We start from the raw sequence: 15,974 nt of genomic DNA, 5'->3' as shown, positions 1-15,974 counted from the left end.
GACCAGATCAGCCCACGAGGTATGTCAGGTGGGTGGCCTGACCGGACGCGCGCACGTGCACCTGGCGCAGCCGCCGGGAGTGTGCCGCGGTGAACAGCGGGGTGCCCGCGCCGAGCAGCACCGGCGCCAGGTGCAGCCGCAGCTCGTGGACCAGGCGGGCGTCCAGCGCGCCCCGGATCACCTGGGCCCCACCCATGATCACCACATCCCGGTCGCCGGCGATCGCGGCGCCCTTGGCGATCGCGCTGGCCAGGCCGTCGATCACGAACGTCATCCGGCCGGCGAGGCGGACGTGACCGGGCGGGGTGCGGGTCACCACGAGCACCGGCGGCTCGGCGGCGCGGCCCGCCCCGTACCCCATCTCGTCGTTCCATCCGTGCGGGCCGTCGACGATGTCGAACAGCCGCCGGCCCATGATCACCGCGCCGGTGGCGGCGACCGTCTCGTCGAGCACGTCGGAGTCGACCGGGTCGGGGCGCAGCGCCCAGGTGTGCAGTGCCTCGCCGCCGTCACCCAGGCCGTTCTCCGGGCCCGGGCCGGGGCCGGTGACGAAGCCGTCCAGCGACATCGAGATGTCCGCGATCACACGTGCCATGCGGTCAGTCTCGGCCACGCCGCACCGGCCGGCCACCCGTCCCGGCCGGTCCCGGCCGCCCGGCGCGACCGGTCACCCGTCCGGGGCGGTCTCAACCGCGCGGTACCAGCCGCCCGCCGGTCCAGGCCAGGCCCATCCCGGCGGCGAGCAGCAGCAGCGCCCCGACGGTCGGGACCGGCTTCACCGCGTAGGATCCGGCGCCCAGCACCACCGCGGCCAGCATCAGCAGCACCCCGTCGGCCGGGTTGACCAGCCTGGAGCGGAACACCGCCCAGCCGAGCAGCAGCACCCCGGATCCGGAGAGCGCCCAGGCCGCCTCGACCAGCAGGTGCACCTGTCCCGGGGGCAGGGCGACCGCGTCCGCGGCGAACTCCTCGGGCAGCGCGGCCAGCGGCAGCAGCAGGGTCGCGCCGGCCAGCGCGACGAGCAGGCCGGTCAGCGCGATCCGCCGGGTGCGCGACCCGGCGAGCAGGCCGGCCAGCGCGATCAGCGCGATGATGGCCAGCCAGCCGGCGAGCAGGCCGACCGGGAGCGGCCCGGGCGGGACGTGCACGCCCAGGGTGAACCAGCCGTAGAGCACCGCGGCGGCCGGCAGCGCCCACAGGGCCAGCCGGGCGAACCTGCGTACCGACCAGATCCAGACGGCGTCACGCACCGGTAGGCGGTAGTGGTCCGCGGCGGACCCGGCCGGCGCGGCGCCGACCCAGGCCGGGGCCACCCGCAGGGGTCGGCCGCTCGCGGTTTGACGATGGGTGACGCTCATGGCTCCGCCTCGCTCGCAGGGGCAACACGCCGAGCGGCCGGGGGCACCGGTCGGAAATCCGAGTCGAAGCATGCCAAATTCGCGGCAGACTGTGAGCCGTATCTCACGAAATTCTAGAAAAGCCGGGTGGTCCGCCCATAATCGGGCAGACCACCCGGTGTCCGGGCAGCCCGGGTCAGGCGCGGTCGGGCTGCCGCTCGCCGTCGTAGTCGGCCCCGCCGATCGCCGACGACGGCGGCACCGGCGGGCTCGCCGGCAGCGCCGCGGTCTCCTGCGTGTCACCGGAGACCTGCGCCTCGGCGGCGCGCACCTCCGCGTTGACCCGCTGCGCCTCGGCGGCCGCGGCCTCCGCCGCCTCCACCGCCTCGCGCTCCACCGCGTTCGCGTCGACCCGATCGGTCGGGACGTCGCCGGCCATGTTCGCCAGACCGCCGAGCGCGCCGCCCAGGCCCTCCAGCGCCTTGGTCAGCTCGGTCGGCACGATCCACACCTTGTTCGCCGAGCCGTTCGCGATCTGCGGCAGGGCCTGCAGGTACTGGTAGGCCAGCACCTTCTGGGAGGGGTTCGCCGTGTGGATCGCGTCGAACACCGTACGGATGGCTTTGGCCTGGCCCTCGGCCTGCAGGATCCGGGACTGCCGGTCACCGTCGGCACGCAGCACCGCGGCCTGCTTCTCACCCTCGGCGGTGAGGATCTGCGCCTGCTTGTGCCCCTCGGCGTTCAGGATGGTGGCGCGGCGCTCCCGCTCGGCGCGCATCTGCTTCTCCATCGAGTCGCGGATGCTCGGCGGCGGCTCGATCGCCTTGATCTCCACCCGGGTGACCTTGATGCCCCACCGGCCGGTGGTCTCGTCGAGCACCGTCGAGAGGTGCCGGTTGATCTCCTCACGGCTGGTCAGCGCCCGCTCCAGGTCCAGCGAGCCGATCACGTTGCGCAGCGTGGTGACGGTCAGCTGCTCGATCGCCTGCAGGAAGTTGGCGATCTCGTAGGTGGCCCGCACCGGGTCGACCACCTTGAAGTAGAGCACCGTGTCGATCGACACGACCAGGTTGTCCGAAGTGATGACCGGCTGCGGCGGGAAGGAGACCACCTGCTCCCGCATGTCCACCTTGCTGCGGACCGCGTCGACGAACGGGACCAGCAGGTTCAGACCCGGGCTGAGGGTCCGCTTGTACCTGCCGAGCCGCTCCACCACGTCCATCCGCTGCTGCGGGATGATCCGGATGGACCGGACAATCGTGATGATCGCCAGAAGTGCGATGGCCAAGACCAGGACGATGACGGCATCCATGGCGCCTCTCTAATACCTATGTGGTGGGTGTTCTCAGATGTCGGGCAGATCGTCGTGCCAGACCAGGACGGTGGTCCCGCGGACCTTGACCACCCGGACCCGAAGCCCCGCGGCGAAGGTCTCCCGGCCGTCGAAGGAGCGGGCCTGCCAGATCTCCCCCTCGATCCGGATCTGGCCGTGGTCGGCGTCCACGTCCTCCAGCACCGTGCCGTGATGGCCCTCCATGGCCTCGATGCCGAACGGGGTGTCCCCGCTCTCCAGCGCGGACCGCGCGTGCCGCATGATCACCGGCCGGATCGCCGCCACCGACAGCCCCGAGACCAGTGCGAACACGATGACTTGAAGAAGCAGCGGGGCGCCCAGGGCGGCCGCCAGCGCGGCCGCGGCGGCGCCGGCCGCGAAGAAGATGATCAGAATGGTCGCGGTGAAGGCCTCACCGATCGCCAGTGCGATGGCGAGGACGATCCAGAGAACGGCTTCCACATCAACGATCGTGTCACGTCCGCGCATCTCCGGCGATGCCCACACGTCGCGTACCCGCCCGCCGCCCGGACAGTTGTACCCGTCAGTCGCTCGCTCGCACCACAGGAGGACACCCCATCGTGACGCTGCTTCCGGAGACCACCCGGCGGGTCGACGAGATCGCCGCGCGGGCACAGGCCCGCGGCCGGGTGCCGTCGCTCGCCCTGGCCGTGCTCCGCGACCGGGCGGTGCTGCACTTCGCCGGGGCCGGCGACAGCCCCCGGCCGGACCCGGAGACGCAGTACCGGCTCGGCTCGATCACCAAGACGATCACCGCGACGCTGGTCCTGCAACTGCGCGACGAGGGCCTCCTCGCCCTCGACGACCGCCTCGACCGGCACCTGCCGGGCACCCCGGCCGGCGGGGTGACGCTGCGCCAGCTGCTCGGCCACGTCTCCGGCCTGCAGCGCGAGCCGGACGGCCCGTGGTGGGAGCGCAACCCCGGCGGCGACGTCGGGCAACTGCTGGCCGGCCTGACCGGCGAGAAGCTCGCCGGCCCCCCGTTCCGCCGCTACCGCTACTCCAACCTGGGTTACGGCCTGCTCGGCGCCGTGCTGGCCCGGATCACCGGCCGGAGCTGGGCGGAACTGGTCACCCGGCGGGTGCTCGGCCCGCTCGGCATGACGCGCACCAGCTACCTGCCGGCCGAGCCGTACGCCCGCGGCTACGTCGTGCACCCGCTCGGCGGGACGCTGCACGAGGAGCCGCGCCCGGACTCCGGCGCGATGGCCCCGGCCGGCCAGCTCTGGTCCACGGCGACCGACATGGCCACGTGGGCCGGTTTCCTGGCCGACCCGGCGCCGGCGGTGCTGGCCCGCGAGACGGTCGACGAGATGTGCGCCCCGGTCGCCATCGCCGACCTGGAGTCCTGGACCTCCGGTCACGGCCTGGGCCCGCAGTTGTTCCGGGTCGGCGAGCGCGTCTACGTCGGCCACGGCGGCTCGATGCCCGGCTACGTCGCCCACCTCGCGGTGCACCGCCGCTCCCGGACCGGCGTGGTCGTCTTCGCCAACGCGTACGGCCTGAGCGGCGCCGAGGGCATCAAGGACCTCAGCCTGCGCACGCTCACGACGGTCCTGGACAGCGAGCCGCCCGCCGCGGCGCCGGCCTGGCGGCCACCCGCGCCGCCGACCGGCGAGGCCGCGGAGATCTGCGGCCGCTGGTGGTGGATGGGCCGGGAATACGACATCGCCCCGGACGGCGCGGACCTGGTGATGACCGGGCCGGGTCATCGCACGGTCTTCCGCCGCGAGGGACCGGGCCGCTGGCGCGGCGTCGACGGCAACAACGAGGGCGAGATCCTGGCCGTCCTGCGCACCGCCGACGGCCGGGTGGACAACATCGACATCGCCACGTTCGTCCACAGCCGGAACCCCCACCACCTGGCCTGACTGTGAGGCTGGTGGTGTCGGCCCGTCAGAGGTCGCTCAGGCGGCCGGGCGCGCCCCTGGCCGCCGGCTGGGCGCTTGCGGCTGGCGGCCAGGGGTGTCCCGCCATGGGGGTGGGGCAGCGGGCGGGCGGGGGACCAGGCCGAGGGCGAGGCCTGCGGCGACAGTGCCGACGCCCAGCCAGACCAGCGGGCTCGGCACAGGACCGCCGAGCAGCACCCCGGTCACCGCCGCCGAGACCGGCGCCACCCCGGTGAGCAGGCCGGCCCGCCCCGGGCCGAGCCGGGCCACGCAGGTGTACCAGAGCAGGAACGCCACAGCCGTGACCGCCACCGCCAGGTAGACCCCGGCCAGCACGTCGTCGAGGCGCAGCCGGGAGACCGCCGACGGGCCCTCGGCGAACACCCCGAGCACGCCGAACAGCAGGGCCGCCAGCCAGGTCGCGTGCACGGACACCCCGAGCGGCCCGTGTCGGCCCAGCACCGGCACCGCGAGCAGGGTGAACAGCGCCTCGCAGAGGAACGTCACCACCGCCCACAGCAGCCCGGCGCGGTCCGCCCGCCCCAGTCCCTCGACCAGGATCGCGCCGAGCGTGACCACGGCGGCGGCCAGCAGCACCCGGGCCGCCGGCGGGTGGCCGTCCAGCACCGGGCCGCCGGCCGCCAGCAGCATCGGGACGCAGGCCACGGCCACGCCGAGGACCGCCGGCTCGGCGTGCGCGGCGCCGTGCACCAGCGCGATGTTGAAGACCAGCAGGCCGGCGACGGTCACGCCGAGCAGCCAGAGCCACTCCGTGCCGCGGGGCAGGTGCGGCCGGACGCCGGTCCGGGCCGCCCAGGCGAGCAGGAGCAGGCAGGCCACGGCGTACCGGAGGGCCTGGACGGTGAGGTTCGGCGCGTCCGCGAGGTGGCCGGAGACCGCGACGCTGCCGCCCACGAAGACCATGCCGGCCGCGCCAGCGAGGATGGGTGACGCCTTCATGCGTCTCATCCTGGCGACGGGTATGGTCCGGTTCGAGGACCAATTCCGGCGTGATGAAGTGGACCAATGGTGAACGACCGCGGAAGCGACTTCCTCCAGCTGCGCCCGGGGGACGCGCCGGCCAAGGGCCTGACCGGCTGGCTCACCGAGGGGCTGCGGACCGCGATCGCGGCGGGACGGCTGGCGCCCGGCACCCGGCTGCCGGCCACCCGGCTGCTCGCCACGGAGCTCGGCGTCTCCCGGGGCGTCGTGGTCCAGGCCTATCAGCGCCTGGTCGACGAGGGTCTGGCCGACGCCCGGACCGGCTCCGGCACGGTGATCGAGCGGCACGCCGCGGCGGTCCCGAGACCCGCCGCCGACCGGCGCCGGACGCTGCGCGAGCTGCGGCTGCCGCTCTCCACCCCGGACGGCGTCGACCTCAACCTCGCCCCCGGCGTGCCGGATCTCGCCGCGTTCCCGCGGGCCGCCTGGCTCCGGGCGGAACGCGCGGTGCTGAGCCGGGTGAGCTCGGCCGACCTCGGGTACGGCGACCCGGGTGGCGCTCCGCGGCTGCGAGTCGAGCTGGTGGGCTGGCTCCGCCGTACCCGCGCGATCTCGGCCGAGGCGGACGACATCCTGGTGTGCGGCGGCGTCGCGCAAGGCCAGGCCCTGCTCGCGCAGGTTCTGCGGGCCCGCGGCGAAGCCGCGGTGGCGGTCGAGGATCCGGGTTCGCGCGGGGCCCGCGATCAGATCGAACATTGGGGGGTACGGACGGAGCCGGTCCCGGTCGACGACGACGGCCTGCTCGTCGGGCCGCTGCGGGCGACCGGGCTGGACACCGTGCTGCTCACCCCGGCCCACCAGTTCCCGACCGGCGCCGTGCTCGCCCCGGAGCGCCGCCGTGAGCTGCTGAGCTGGGTGAACGAGGGTCCCCGGCTGATCGTCGAGGACGATTACGACGCCGAGCACCGGTACGACCGGGCGCCCGTCGCCGCGTTGCAGGGTTCCGCGCCCGAACGGGTCGCCCACCTGGGCAGCGTCTCCAAGTCGCTGGCGCCCGGGATGCGGCTGGGCTGGCTGATCGCGCCGCGCGGGCTGCAGGCCGACCTGCTGGCCGCCAAGCACGCCAGCGACCTGGGCAGTTCCGCGCTCCCCCAGCTGGTGCTCGCCGAGCTACTGGCGACCGGCGACTACGAGCGGCACCTGCGGTCGGTCCGGGTCCGGCAGCGGGCCCGCCGGGACGCGCTGATCGCCGGGCTGCGCACGCACCTGCCCCGGGCCCGGGTCCGCGGCGTGGCGGCCGGCCTGCACCTGCTCATCGAGCTACCGGGCGGCGACGACGTGGAGCTCGCGGAGCGGGTGCGGGCCGCGGGCGTGCTGGTGCATCCGCTGAGCTGGCACCGCCGCCTGCCGGGACCTCCCGGTCTGGTCCTCGGTTACGCCGCGCACCCGCCGGACCGCCTCAGCGAAGCGGCGGCCCGGATCGGCCACGCCCTGAGCCGGAGGTGAGCAGCTCACCCGGTCACGTGGTCGATCAGGCGCTCCATGGAGTTGATCAATGGCGTCTCGACGTCCTTGTAGCTGCGCACCGAGGCGAGGATGCGGCGCCACATGTCGGCGGGCTCACGGACGCCGACGGCGGCGCAGACGCCCTCCTTCCACGGGCGGCCGGGCGGGATGACCGGCCACTCGCGCAGCCCCACCCGTTCGGGCTTGACCGCCTGCCAGACGTCGACGTAGGGATGGCCGGTGATCAGCACGTCCGGATGTGTGACGGAGGCCACGATCCGGCTCTCCTTGGAGCCCGGCACCAGGTGGTCGACGAGCACGCCGAGGCGGCGGCGGGGTCCCGGGCGGAACTCGGCGACGGCAGCGGCCAGGTCGTCGATGCCGTCCAGCGGCTCCACCACCACGCCCTCGATCCGCAGGTCGTCGCCCCAGATCCGCTCGACCAGGGCGGCGTCGTGGAGGCCCTCCACCCAGATCCGGCTGGCCTTGGCCACCTGTGCGGTGACGCCGGCCACCGCGATCGACCCGGAAGCGGTGGTCCTGCGCCGCTCGGGCACCGCCGTGGGCACGGGTTTCCGCAGCGTGACCGGCTGCCCGTCGAGCAGGAACGCGGCCGGCGCGAGCGGGAAGTTGCGCCGCTTGCCGAACCGGTCCTCCAGCACCACGGCGCCCAGCTCGAAGCCGACCACCGCGCCGCAGAACCCGGAGTCCGCATCCTCGACGACCAGGTCCGGCTCGGCGTCCACCTCCGGGATCACTTTTCGCCGGCGCCAGTTGCCGGACAGCACGTCCTCCCCACACATGATCCGCACGGTAACGCGTGCTTCCGGACACACCGGGGTGACGCTCCGAGTCGAGACAAGGTTCCGCGATGGCACGTACCCTTGCTCGCATGTCACCCGCAGCAGATGCGGCCACCCGCACGGCCCGCCGGTCCACCCGATTCGTGGCCTGGGTGCGGGCCTGGCGCGCCGGGCTCGTCCCGCTCGACGACGTGGCCGAGGAGATCACCGCGGACGAGGAGCACCTCGTCGCGGACGCCCCCGGCACCTGGACCGACGTGCCGCTCGGCCAGGGCCTGCCGGCCTTCGCGAAACTGCACCCGGACGACATCCGCCTGGTGCTCCCGGTCCCCGGCGACCCACGCGGCCTGCCCGGCCCCGGCCCGCTGACCGGCGCGGCGCTGCTCGCCGGTGAGGCGGTGATCACGCCGGAGTTCGGGGTGGTGCCCGAGGTGCGCCGGCACACGTCCGGCTCCGGTGTGGAGTTCGAGACGGTCGTCTGGCGGATCCTGCCGGCGCCGGAGCACCGGCCGGTGTTCCAGATGGGCGCGGCCGAGGCCGAGGCGCAGCTGACCGCGGCGCTCGCCGAGGCCACCACCCGGCTCACCAAACTGGACGTCGCGCAGTGGAAGCCGGAGCTGGCGGGCGCGCTGCAGGCGCTGCGCCGGCCGGAGAGCACGGCCACCCTGCCACCCGGCTTCGACCCGCGATCGCGGCGGCTGTTCGCCCGGGCCGGCGTGCTGGACCAGGTCCTCGCGCTGGCCGAGACGAACGCTCCGGGCGGCGCGGTGAACGGTTACGAGGCGCAGCAGCGCGACGAGGCGTTGCGCCCGCTCACCGCGGCGTGCCGGCAGGCGCTGGTCGCCGCCTGCAACTCCCCGCTGCACGCATGACGCCGGACCGGCACGCGCACTGCACGTTCTGCGGGGCCCGGTTCGTCCCGGACCAGCCGTGGCCGCGGCGGTGCGCGGCGTGCGGCGAGACGACGTACCGCAATCCGACCCCTGTCGCGGTCGCGCTGCAGCCGATCGGTTCCGGTCTGCTGGTGGTACGCCGCGGCATCGCGCCGGCGCTCGGCCGGCTCGCGCTGCCCGGCGGCTTCATCGAGTCCGGCGAGACCTGGCAGGCCGCAGCGGTGCGCGAGTTGGACGAGGAGACCGGGATCGAGGGCGACCCGGCGGACGTGACGCTCTTCGACACGCTCAGCGCCCCGGACGGCACGCTGCTGGTCTTCGGACTGCTGCCTCACCTGGCCGGGCCCGGCGAACTGCCCGGGGCGCCGCCCACTGTGGAGTCGCTCGGGCTGGAGGTCCTGCAGCGGCCGGCCGAGCTCGGGTTCGGCCTGCACACCCAGGTGGTGAACCGCTGGTTCCAGCTCAATCGATCAGATCGGCGCTGACCAGCTCGTCCAGGAGCAGGCGGATCGCCGGGGCGCAGCGCGGGGCGTCCGGCGAGGTGAACCAGGCCAGCTCGGCGATCTCGTTGGCCGGGGCCGGGGTGGCGTCCGACTTCCCGGTGAAGCAGACCAGGCGGACCCGTGTGCCGGGTGGGCGATTGTGTGCCGGCGCCTCAATCGTACGGAATAATCGCAGGTCAGAAGCGTGCAGCGCGATGCCCACCTCTTCTTCGGCCTCCCGCGCGGCGGCCTCGGCGTGGGTCTCCCCGGCCTCCGGCTTACCGCCGGGGAGGTAGAAGGCGTCCGAACGGTGCGCGCGGACCACCAGCACGCGCCGGTCCCGGACGCACACCCAGGCGGCGGCGACGACCTCGGTCATGCGAGCACGAACGAGGCGCCGCTCTCGAAGCGCGCCAGGTCGTCCAGGGTCTGCCGGGTGTTCGGGCCGGTCGACTCGGGCAGGCCGTCCACCGGGTGGAACGCCGCGTCGATCGTCTCGTCGGTCTCCCGCAGCAGCTCGCCGGACCAGGAGTCGGCCCGGCAGGCGAGCGTGACGTGCTGGTACGGCTGACCGTACGCGCTGGTGGTCAGCCGCTCACCGGAGTAGATCGCGAACGGGGTGACCTCGTGCACGGTCAGCCCGGTCTCCTCGAACACCTCGCGGACAGCGCACTCGCGCAGCGTCTGCCGCAGCTCCATGGTGCCGGCGGGCAGCGCCCACCGGCCGTTGTCGCTGCGCCGGATCAGCAGCACGCGGCCGTCCGGGTCGCGCAACACCGCCCGCGCCCCGATGGTCATCAGCACCCGGCCGGGTCCGACCGACTCCCGCAGCTGCCCCAAGTACGACGTTTCCCATGCTGGCACGACAGAGAAGCTACCCGATCCGGCGGACGTGGCTCCGAGTGGATTCCTCAGGGCTCTTTATCACCATTCGAGGCCCGTGACAATTGGGCGGATCACCGTTGGCACAATGTAGAACGCTAACACTCCGGACAGTAGCCAATCAAACTCACTGAGTGCTGCCATTCTCACCCATTCGTGAACCTCCTTACCGGAAAAGGCGCACCACAATCACGGCCAAAACTCACATTGAGATCAATGCGCATTGCGCTTAGTCAGTTGACTGTGATTCCGATCACATAATCCCAGATCCCCGAAAAGAGCAAAGCCGGCAATCCTCCGCGAGTCGCCGATGGATATGTTGCCGTTTCGTAGCCGACGCGGGACGTTTTATAGGCAAATGTCCAATTGTGACATCACGATGAGTGAACGATCAGTCTTTCTCACGTTGATGCCACGGTTCACGTTACTTGCGCACAACGGATCAACCCGGCACCGTTGGACACACGACCTGCCCCCACCCAACGGGCCGGCCGGGTTCGAACCAACACCATTGCACCAACCTCCTCCGGACGAAAGACCGATCGCACCTGATGGGCGAACCGGTCCTGCCTAGGAGGGATGGGGAATGGACGAAGGTTCACCAGCGGCGGAATCCGATCCGGATAAACCGGGAGGACTCCGCCGAGTATGGACTGGCGTGCGACGAGCGGCCGGGCGGTTACGCCGCCGGCTCTCCGACGGGCGAGCCAGGCTGCGCGCGCGGCATGGCGGATCCTGGCGATTCGTACGTCCAGGACTTCACGCAGGTGAGTTTTGCCTGATGCTGCGGGGCCACCAAGAAGCGGCCCTGGGTGTCAGGAGTCTCGTGTGGTTGGGTGACGCGCTGTTCGGGCCTTCCAGGTAACCCTTTCGGCAGCACGGCATCTCGGGAACGGCCCGGTGTGCGGAAGCGATCCTTGCGCCCCGGGCCCTTTCCCTGTTCCAGGGCATCCGCCGGACGCAAGATGCCCTCACCACGAAGGTGAGGGCATCTCGTGTGGTCGGGTGACGCGCCTTCGGGCCTTCCAGAGCGACGAGGACAGCGACACCTCGGGCACCGAGCCGCCGCCCCCGGAAAGGGGGCCGCCACCAGGTGACGTTGCTATTTAGCGGCGAATCGGCGGCTCAACCATAGCTGGCTTACGGATGTTTACACCAGGCTGACGTACGGCTTCCACCTGAGGCCGAAAGCGTGGAGGAGAGCACGCGATGCCACTGCGGCGCTATGCCGGCCCGGCGGGACCGGTCCAGGAGCTGTTCCACCGCCTACACCGTTTACACCGATATGCCGGCGAGCCCAGCATGCGCGCCATCGCCGACTCCACCCATCGCACGCTCAGCCACACCGCCGTTCACATGGCGCTCACCGGCACCCGCGGCGTGCCGACCTGGCCCATTCTCCACGCGATCGTGCAGGCTCTCGGCGGGGACGCCGAGGAGTTCCGCACCTTGTGGGTCCGGGCTCGCGACCACGAGGACGGGGACGCCCCCTCCGCGCCCGAGCCCAGCATCCAACCGACCCATCCCCTGGTCGCCACCCCGCGGCGCAGGTCCCCGCCGCAGATCGCCGAATACATCGACGAGACCGGGCACGACCCGGCGAAGATGAACTCCACGACGCTGCACGCCAGCCGGCAGGAGATCGTCGGCTACATCCTGAACTCCCACCCCCGCCGGGTGCCGGAGATCCTCAAGTCCCTGCCCGGGACGCTGGCCGGCCTGGTGCTCAACTCGCTGCCCGCGGATCTCGTCCGGCGCCTGGCGCTCAGCGGCGACCGCGAGCTGGCCGACCTGCTGATCTCGACGCTCAACACCCGCAAGTCGGCGCACATCCTGGGTTCGCTGCCCCCGCTGCTGGCCACCGACGTGGTCGCCCGGGTGCCGTCGCACGACGCGGCCCAGATGCTCGCCGCCGTCGACCCGGAGCTGGCCGCGCAGATCCTGGCCGACCTGCGGCCCGACGCGGCCAAGGCGGAGGTGCTCAGACACGTTCCGCCGGAGTCGCTGCTGATCATCTTCAGCCGGGCGCACCTGCGCCAGAAACTGCAGATCATGCCGGCCCTGGTGCAGAACCCGGACCGGCTCTCCTTCGTGGTGATCAAATGCCGCCCGCCGACCTTGCGGGTCCTGCTGGACGCGATGCCTATGGCCGACTTCACCGAGTTGCTGTCGGTCGAGATGGAGGCGGACTCGCGTCGCCGGCTGGCCCAGATCGTGTCCCCCAGCCGGATGGCCATGACGCTCGCCGACATGCCGGTCACCTCGGCGGCGCTGCTGCTCTCCGTGGTGCCGATGCACGACCGCCAGCTCATCCTCAAACAGCTGCCGGACCGCGCGCGGATCCGGCTGGCCAGCCTGGTGCGGGTCACCCAGCGCGCCCGGATCCGGCACGACTACGAGGACGGTCCCGGAAGTCACCTCCCGGAACCGTCCGGCTGATCAGATCTCGTCGATCAGGTCGGCGACCGAGTTGACGATGCGGGACGGGCGGTACGGGTAGGTCTCCGACTCCATCCGGCTGCTGATGCCGGTGAGCACCAGGATCGTCTCCAGCCCGGCCTCGAGACCGCAGAGCACGTCGGTGTCCATCCGGTCGCCGATCATCGCGGTGGTCTCGCTGTGCGCGCCGATCGCGTTCAGCGCCGAGCGCATCATCATCGGGTTCGGCTTGCCGACGAAGTACGGCTTCACGCCTGTCGCCTTGGACACCATCGCGGCGACCGAGCCGGCCGCGGGCAGCAGGCCCTCGGTGGACGGGCCGGTCGCGTCCGGGTTGGTGCAGATGAACCGGGCGCCGCCGTTGATCAGCCGGATCGCCTTGGTGATCGCCTCGAAGCTGTACGTCCGGGTCTCGCCGAGCACCACGTAGTCCGGGTCGAACTCGGTCAGCACGTAGCCCGCGGCGTGCATCGCGGTGGTCAGGCCGGCCTCGCCGATCACGTACGCCGTGCCGCCGGGCCGCTGGTCGGCCAGGAACTGCGCGGTGGCCAGCGCGGCCGTCCAGATCGACTGCTCGTCCACGTCGAAGCCCATCCGGGTGAGCCGGGCCTGCAGGTCACGCGGGGTGTAGATGGAGTTGTTGGTGAGGATCAGGAACGGCTTGCCGGACGCCTTCATCCGGTTGACGAACTCGGGCGCGCCGGGCACCGGCTGGCCCTCGTGGACCAGCACCCCGTCCATGTCGGTGAGCCAGCTCTCGATGGCTTTGCGTTCCTTCATTGCACGGCTCCAGGTCGCTTCGCAGGTGGGCAGCAGTTCGCCGGGCAGACGTCCCAGGTCGGCAGCGTACCGAGTGTCGTGTGGCGATGATCATGCAGCCGTTCCTCGACCAGCTCGCGGACCATCGAGACGAACTTCGGGTGGACGCCGGGGGTGGCCGCGCGGGCGTAGCCGAGACCGAGCCGGGACGCGGTGTCCTTCGCCTCGTTGTCCAGGTCCCAGATCACCTCCAGGTGGTCGGAGACGAACCCGATCGGGCTGACCACCACGTCGGTGATGCCCTTCTCGGCGAGCGCCGCCAGGTGGTCGTTGACGTCCGGCTCCAGCCAGGGCACCTGCGGCGGGCCGGAACGGCTCTGCCAGACCAGGTCGTAGCCCAGGTCACCGGCGGCCCGCTCGTGCACCAGCCGGGCGGTCTCCTCCAGCTGCGCGGTGTAGCGCCCGCCGGTGGGACCCGCGTTGCGGGCCATGCCGATCGGCACGGAGTGCGCGGTGAAGACGATCCGGGTGGTGCCGCGGCGGGCCGGGTCGAGGGTCGCCAGCGCGGCGCGGACCGCCTCGGCGTGCGGCTCGACGAAGCCCGGGTGGTCGTGGAACTGCCGCAGCTTGCTGATCACCGGCGCCTTCGGCCCGACGTGCTTGCGCGCCGCGGCGATGTCCTCCCAGTACTGCCGGCAGGAGGAATAGCCGCCGTACGCGCTGGTGGCGAAGCCGAGCGCGTGCTCGACCCCGTCGTCGCGCATCCGCGCCACGATGTCGGCGAGCATCGGGTGCCAGTTGCGATTGCCCCAGTACGTCGGCAGGCCGATGCCGTGCGCGGCGAACTCGGTGTCCACCGCGGCCAGCAGGTCGCGGCACTGCTGGTTGATCGGGGAGACCCCGCCGAAGTGCATGTAGTGCTCACGCACCTCGGCGAGGCGCTCGTCCGGAACGCCGCGCCCACGCACCACGTTGCGCAGGAACGGCATCACGTCATCGGGTTTCTCGGGCCCACCGAAGGAGAGCAGGACGAACGCGTCGTAAACCACCCGACCATCCTGCCACCGGGCCGGCCGGCGGCGCCGCCGCAACCCGTCGGCTGTCAGCGGTGTCACTCACGCGGCGATCGCGTGGTAACCCCCGTCGACGTGCACCATCTCCCCCGTGGTGGCCGGGAACCAGTCGGAGAGCAGGGCGCAGACCGCCTTGGCGGTCGGCTCCGGGTTCTCCAGCTCCCAGCCCAGCGGTGCCCGCCGGGTCCAGGCGTCCTCGAAGTCGCTGAAACCGGGGATCGACTTGGCGGCCATCGTGCGCAGCGGCCCGGCCGACACGATGTTGCTGCGGATCCCGTGCTTGCCCAGGTACATGGCGAGGTAGCGGGACGCCGACTCGAGCCCGGCCTTGGCCACGCCCATCCAGTCGTAGAGCGGGTACGCCTTGGTCGCGTCGAAGGTCATGCCGACGATCGAGCCGCCCTGGTCCATCAGCGGCAGGCACGCGGTGGCCAGCGACTTGTAGGAGTACGTGGAGACGTGCAGCGCCTGCGCGACGTCCTCCCACGGCGTCTCCAGGAAGGTGCCGCCGAGCGCGCTCTGCGGGGCGAAGCCGATCGAGTGGACCACGCCGTCCAGCCCGTCGACGTGCTCGCGGACCCGCGAACCCAGCGAGTCCAGGTGCTCCTGGTTGGTCACGTCCAATTCGATGACCGGCGCCGGCTCCGGGAGCCGCTTGGCGATCCGCTCCACCAGCGAGAGCCGGCCGAAGCCGGTCAGCACGACGGTGGCGCCGTTCTCCTGCGCGAGCTTCGCCACCGAGAAGGCGATCGAGGCGTCGGTGATGACGCCGGTGACGAGCAGCCGTTTGCCGGCCAGCAGTCCAGACAACATTCTCTCCTGAAAAAGTTCTCGGATTTCAGTGCCCCATCCCGAGTCCCCCGTCGACCGGCAGCACGGCGCCCGAGATGTACGCCGCACTGTCGCTCGCCAGGAAGGTCACCGCCGCGGCGACCTCGTCGGCAGTCGCGAGGCGACCGGCCGGGACGGCCTTGATGATCTCGGCCTTGCGCGACTCCGGCAAGACGTCTGTCATCTCGGTCTGGATGAACCCCGGGGCCACCACGTTCGCCGTGATGTTCCGGGTGCCCAACTCCCGCGTGATGCTACGGGCCATGCCGACCAGGCCCGCCTTCGACGCGGCGTAGTTCACCTGGCCGGGACCGCCGTACAGGCCGATCACCGACGAGATGAAGATCAACCGGCCCCACTTGGCCCGCAACATCTTGCCGCTGGCCCGCTTGGCGACCCGGAACGCGCCGGTCAGGTTCGTGTCCAGGACCCGCTCGAACTGCTCCTCGGACATCCGCAGCAGCAGCGTGTCGTCGGTGATGCCGGCGTTGGCGACCACGACCTCGACCGGGCCGATCTCGGACTCCACGAAGCTGAACGCGGCGTCGACCGACGCCGCGTCGGTGATGTCGCACTGCACGCCGAGCAGGCCGTCGGGCGCGCCCGATCCGCGGTGGGTGACGACGACCCGGTCGCCCTGGTCGGCGAACGCCCGGGCGATGGCCAGGCCGATGCCGCGGTTTCCGCCGGTCACCAACACGGTGCGAGGCACAGCGCACTCCTTCAACGAGGTACGGGTCATACCCGGGTAGGGGGTACCGCAGGGCGACGACAGTACGGTCAC

General features: G+C 72.0%; 17 protein-coding genes. 5 read left to right on the top strand and 12 right to left on the bottom strand.

Annotated elements, in window-relative coordinates; translation table 11 throughout:
- Window positions 1-7: 7 nt before the first annotated feature.
- The 4 genes from Asi03nite_RS23970 to Asi03nite_RS23955 form a co-directional block, all read right to left on the bottom strand.
- A complete protein-coding gene (locus Asi03nite_RS23970; protein ID WP_203682692.1) occupies window positions 8-595 on the bottom strand; it encodes a dihydrofolate reductase family protein in 588 nt (195 codons plus the stop codon).
- A gap of 91 nt (window positions 596-686) precedes the next feature.
- Window positions 687-1,358, bottom strand: coding sequence for a hypothetical protein (locus tag Asi03nite_RS23965; RefSeq protein WP_203682691.1), 672 nt, complete (start codon window positions 1,356-1,358; stop codon window positions 687-689).
- A 175-nt stretch (window positions 1,359-1,533) separates the two neighbouring features.
- On the bottom strand, window positions 1,534-2,649 hold the full coding sequence (locus tag Asi03nite_RS23960; RefSeq protein WP_203682690.1) for an SPFH domain-containing protein: 1,116 nt from the start codon (window positions 2,647-2,649) through the stop codon (window positions 1,534-1,536).
- A 33-nt stretch (window positions 2,650-2,682) separates the two neighbouring features.
- Window positions 2,683-3,132: an NfeD family protein gene (locus Asi03nite_RS23955; RefSeq protein ID WP_203682689.1), complete on the bottom strand. Its 450-nt coding sequence runs from the start codon at window positions 3,130-3,132 to the stop codon at window positions 2,683-2,685.
- Between the two features lie 119 nt (window positions 3,133-3,251).
- On the opposite strand from Asi03nite_RS23955, the gene Asi03nite_RS23950 reads away from it, so the two are divergent.
- Entirely contained in the window at window positions 3,252-4,562 is a 1,311-nt protein-coding gene (locus Asi03nite_RS23950; RefSeq protein WP_203682688.1) for a serine hydrolase domain-containing protein, read from the top strand.
- 36 nt (window positions 4,563-4,598) lie between these two features.
- Here Asi03nite_RS23950 and Asi03nite_RS23945 read toward each other — a convergent pair whose 3' ends face one another.
- Complete coding sequence (locus Asi03nite_RS23945; protein WP_203682687.1) at window positions 4,599-5,540, bottom strand: DMT family transporter; 942 nt, start codon at window positions 5,538-5,540, stop codon at window positions 4,599-4,601.
- A 66-nt stretch (window positions 5,541-5,606) separates the two neighbouring features.
- Here Asi03nite_RS23945 and pdxR point away from each other — a divergent pair, with 66 nt between their 5' ends.
- On the top strand, window positions 5,607-7,028 hold the full coding sequence (gene pdxR, locus Asi03nite_RS23940; RefSeq protein WP_203682686.1) for a MocR-like pyridoxine biosynthesis transcription factor PdxR: 1,422 nt from the start codon (window positions 5,607-5,609) through the stop codon (window positions 7,026-7,028).
- 5 nt (window positions 7,029-7,033) lie between these two features.
- Here pdxR and Asi03nite_RS23935 read toward each other — a convergent pair whose 3' ends face one another.
- Window positions 7,034-7,831 (bottom strand): DUF3097 domain-containing protein, encoded by a 798-nt coding sequence (locus Asi03nite_RS23935; protein ID WP_203682685.1) that lies wholly within the window; start codon window positions 7,829-7,831, stop codon window positions 7,034-7,036.
- Between the two features lie 89 nt (window positions 7,832-7,920).
- On the opposite strand from Asi03nite_RS23935, the gene Asi03nite_RS23930 reads away from it, so the two are divergent.
- Window positions 7,921-8,703: an Rv1486c family protein gene (locus tag Asi03nite_RS23930; RefSeq protein ID WP_203682684.1), complete on the top strand. Its 783-nt coding sequence runs from the start codon at window positions 7,921-7,923 to the stop codon at window positions 8,701-8,703.
- Window positions 8,700-9,209: an NUDIX domain-containing protein gene (locus Asi03nite_RS23925; RefSeq protein ID WP_203682683.1), complete on the top strand. Its 510-nt coding sequence runs from the start codon at window positions 8,700-8,702 to the stop codon at window positions 9,207-9,209. The genes Asi03nite_RS23930 and Asi03nite_RS23925 overlap by 4 nt, the downstream gene beginning before the upstream one ends.
- Here Asi03nite_RS23925 and Asi03nite_RS23920 read toward each other — a convergent pair.
- Window positions 9,187-9,585, bottom strand: a complete 399-nt coding sequence (locus tag Asi03nite_RS23920; RefSeq protein WP_203682682.1) for an NUDIX hydrolase — start codon at window positions 9,583-9,585, stop codon at window positions 9,187-9,189. The two genes, Asi03nite_RS23925 and Asi03nite_RS23920, sit on opposite strands and share 23 nt — an antisense overlap.
- On the bottom strand, window positions 9,582-10,070 hold the full coding sequence (locus Asi03nite_RS23915; protein WP_203682681.1) for an NUDIX domain-containing protein: 489 nt from the start codon (window positions 10,068-10,070) through the stop codon (window positions 9,582-9,584). Before Asi03nite_RS23915 ends, Asi03nite_RS23920 begins: the two co-directional genes overlap by 4 nt.
- Window positions 10,071-11,390: 1,320 nt before the next feature.
- Between Asi03nite_RS23915 and Asi03nite_RS23910 the strand changes: the two genes are divergently transcribed.
- Window positions 11,391-12,527 (top strand): magnesium transporter MgtE N-terminal domain-containing protein, encoded by a 1,137-nt coding sequence (locus Asi03nite_RS23910; protein WP_203682680.1) that lies wholly within the window; start codon window positions 11,391-11,393, stop codon window positions 12,525-12,527.
- Here the strand turns inward: Asi03nite_RS23910 and Asi03nite_RS23905 are convergent, their stop codons facing one another.
- The 4 genes from Asi03nite_RS23905 to fabG form a co-directional block, all read right to left on the bottom strand.
- Window positions 12,528-13,364: an HAD-IIA family hydrolase gene (locus tag Asi03nite_RS23905; protein ID WP_373872157.1), complete on the bottom strand. Its 837-nt coding sequence runs from the start codon at window positions 13,362-13,364 to the stop codon at window positions 12,528-12,530.
- A complete protein-coding gene (locus Asi03nite_RS23900; RefSeq protein ID WP_203682678.1) occupies window positions 13,304-14,335 on the bottom strand; it encodes a ferrochelatase in 1,032 nt (343 codons plus the stop codon). Before Asi03nite_RS23900 ends, Asi03nite_RS23905 begins: the two co-directional genes overlap by 61 nt.
- Window positions 14,336-14,401: 66 nt before the next feature.
- Complete coding sequence (fabI, locus tag Asi03nite_RS23895; protein ID WP_203682722.1) at window positions 14,402-15,169, bottom strand: enoyl-ACP reductase FabI; 768 nt, start codon at window positions 15,167-15,169, stop codon at window positions 14,402-14,404.
- 28 nt (window positions 15,170-15,197) lie between these two features.
- Complete coding sequence (fabG, locus tag Asi03nite_RS23890) at window positions 15,198-15,902, bottom strand: 3-oxoacyl-ACP reductase FabG (protein WP_203682677.1); 705 nt, start codon at window positions 15,900-15,902, stop codon at window positions 15,198-15,200.
- Window positions 15,903-15,974 lie beyond the last annotated feature (72 nt).

Origin of the sequence: Actinoplanes siamensis, from assembly GCF_016862395.1 — a bacterium.
GTDB lineage: Bacteria > Actinomycetota > Actinomycetes > Mycobacteriales > Micromonosporaceae > Actinoplanes > Actinoplanes siamensis.
The sequence above is the reverse complement of the archived record's forward strand: the minus strand, read 5'-3'. Positions and strand labels throughout refer to the sequence as shown.

Coding starts and splice junctions, on each gene's coding strand:
- Asi03nite_RS23945 (WP_203682687.1), bottom strand. CDS start 5,540: ATGAAGGCGTCACCCATCCTCGCTGGCGCGGCCGGCATGGTCTTCGTG.
- Asi03nite_RS23960 (WP_203682690.1), bottom strand. CDS start 2,649: ATGGATGCCGTCATCGTCCTGGTCTTGGCCATCGCACTTCTGGCGATC.
- Asi03nite_RS23965 (WP_203682691.1), bottom strand. CDS start 1,358: ATGAGCGTCACCCATCGTCAAACCGCGAGCGGCCGACCCCTGCGGGTG.
- Asi03nite_RS23925 (WP_203682683.1), top strand. CDS start 8,700: ATGACGCCGGACCGGCACGCGCACTGCACGTTCTGCGGGGCCCGGTTC.
- Asi03nite_RS23935 (WP_203682685.1), bottom strand. CDS start 7,831: ATGTGTGGGGAGGACGTGCTGTCCGGCAACTGGCGCCGGCGAAAAGTG.
- Asi03nite_RS23920 (WP_203682682.1), bottom strand. CDS start 9,585: ATGACCGAGGTCGTCGCCGCCGCCTGGGTGTGCGTCCGGGACCGGCGC.
- pdxR (WP_203682686.1), top strand. CDS start 5,607: ATGGTGAACGACCGCGGAAGCGACTTCCTCCAGCTGCGCCCGGGGGAC.
- Asi03nite_RS23910 (WP_203682680.1), top strand. CDS start 11,391: ATGCGCGCCATCGCCGACTCCACCCATCGCACGCTCAGCCACACCGCC.
- Asi03nite_RS23930 (WP_203682684.1), top strand. CDS start 7,921: ATGTCACCCGCAGCAGATGCGGCCACCCGCACGGCCCGCCGGTCCACC.
- Asi03nite_RS23970 (WP_203682692.1), bottom strand. CDS start 595: ATGGCACGTGTGATCGCGGACATCTCGATGTCGCTGGACGGCTTCGTC.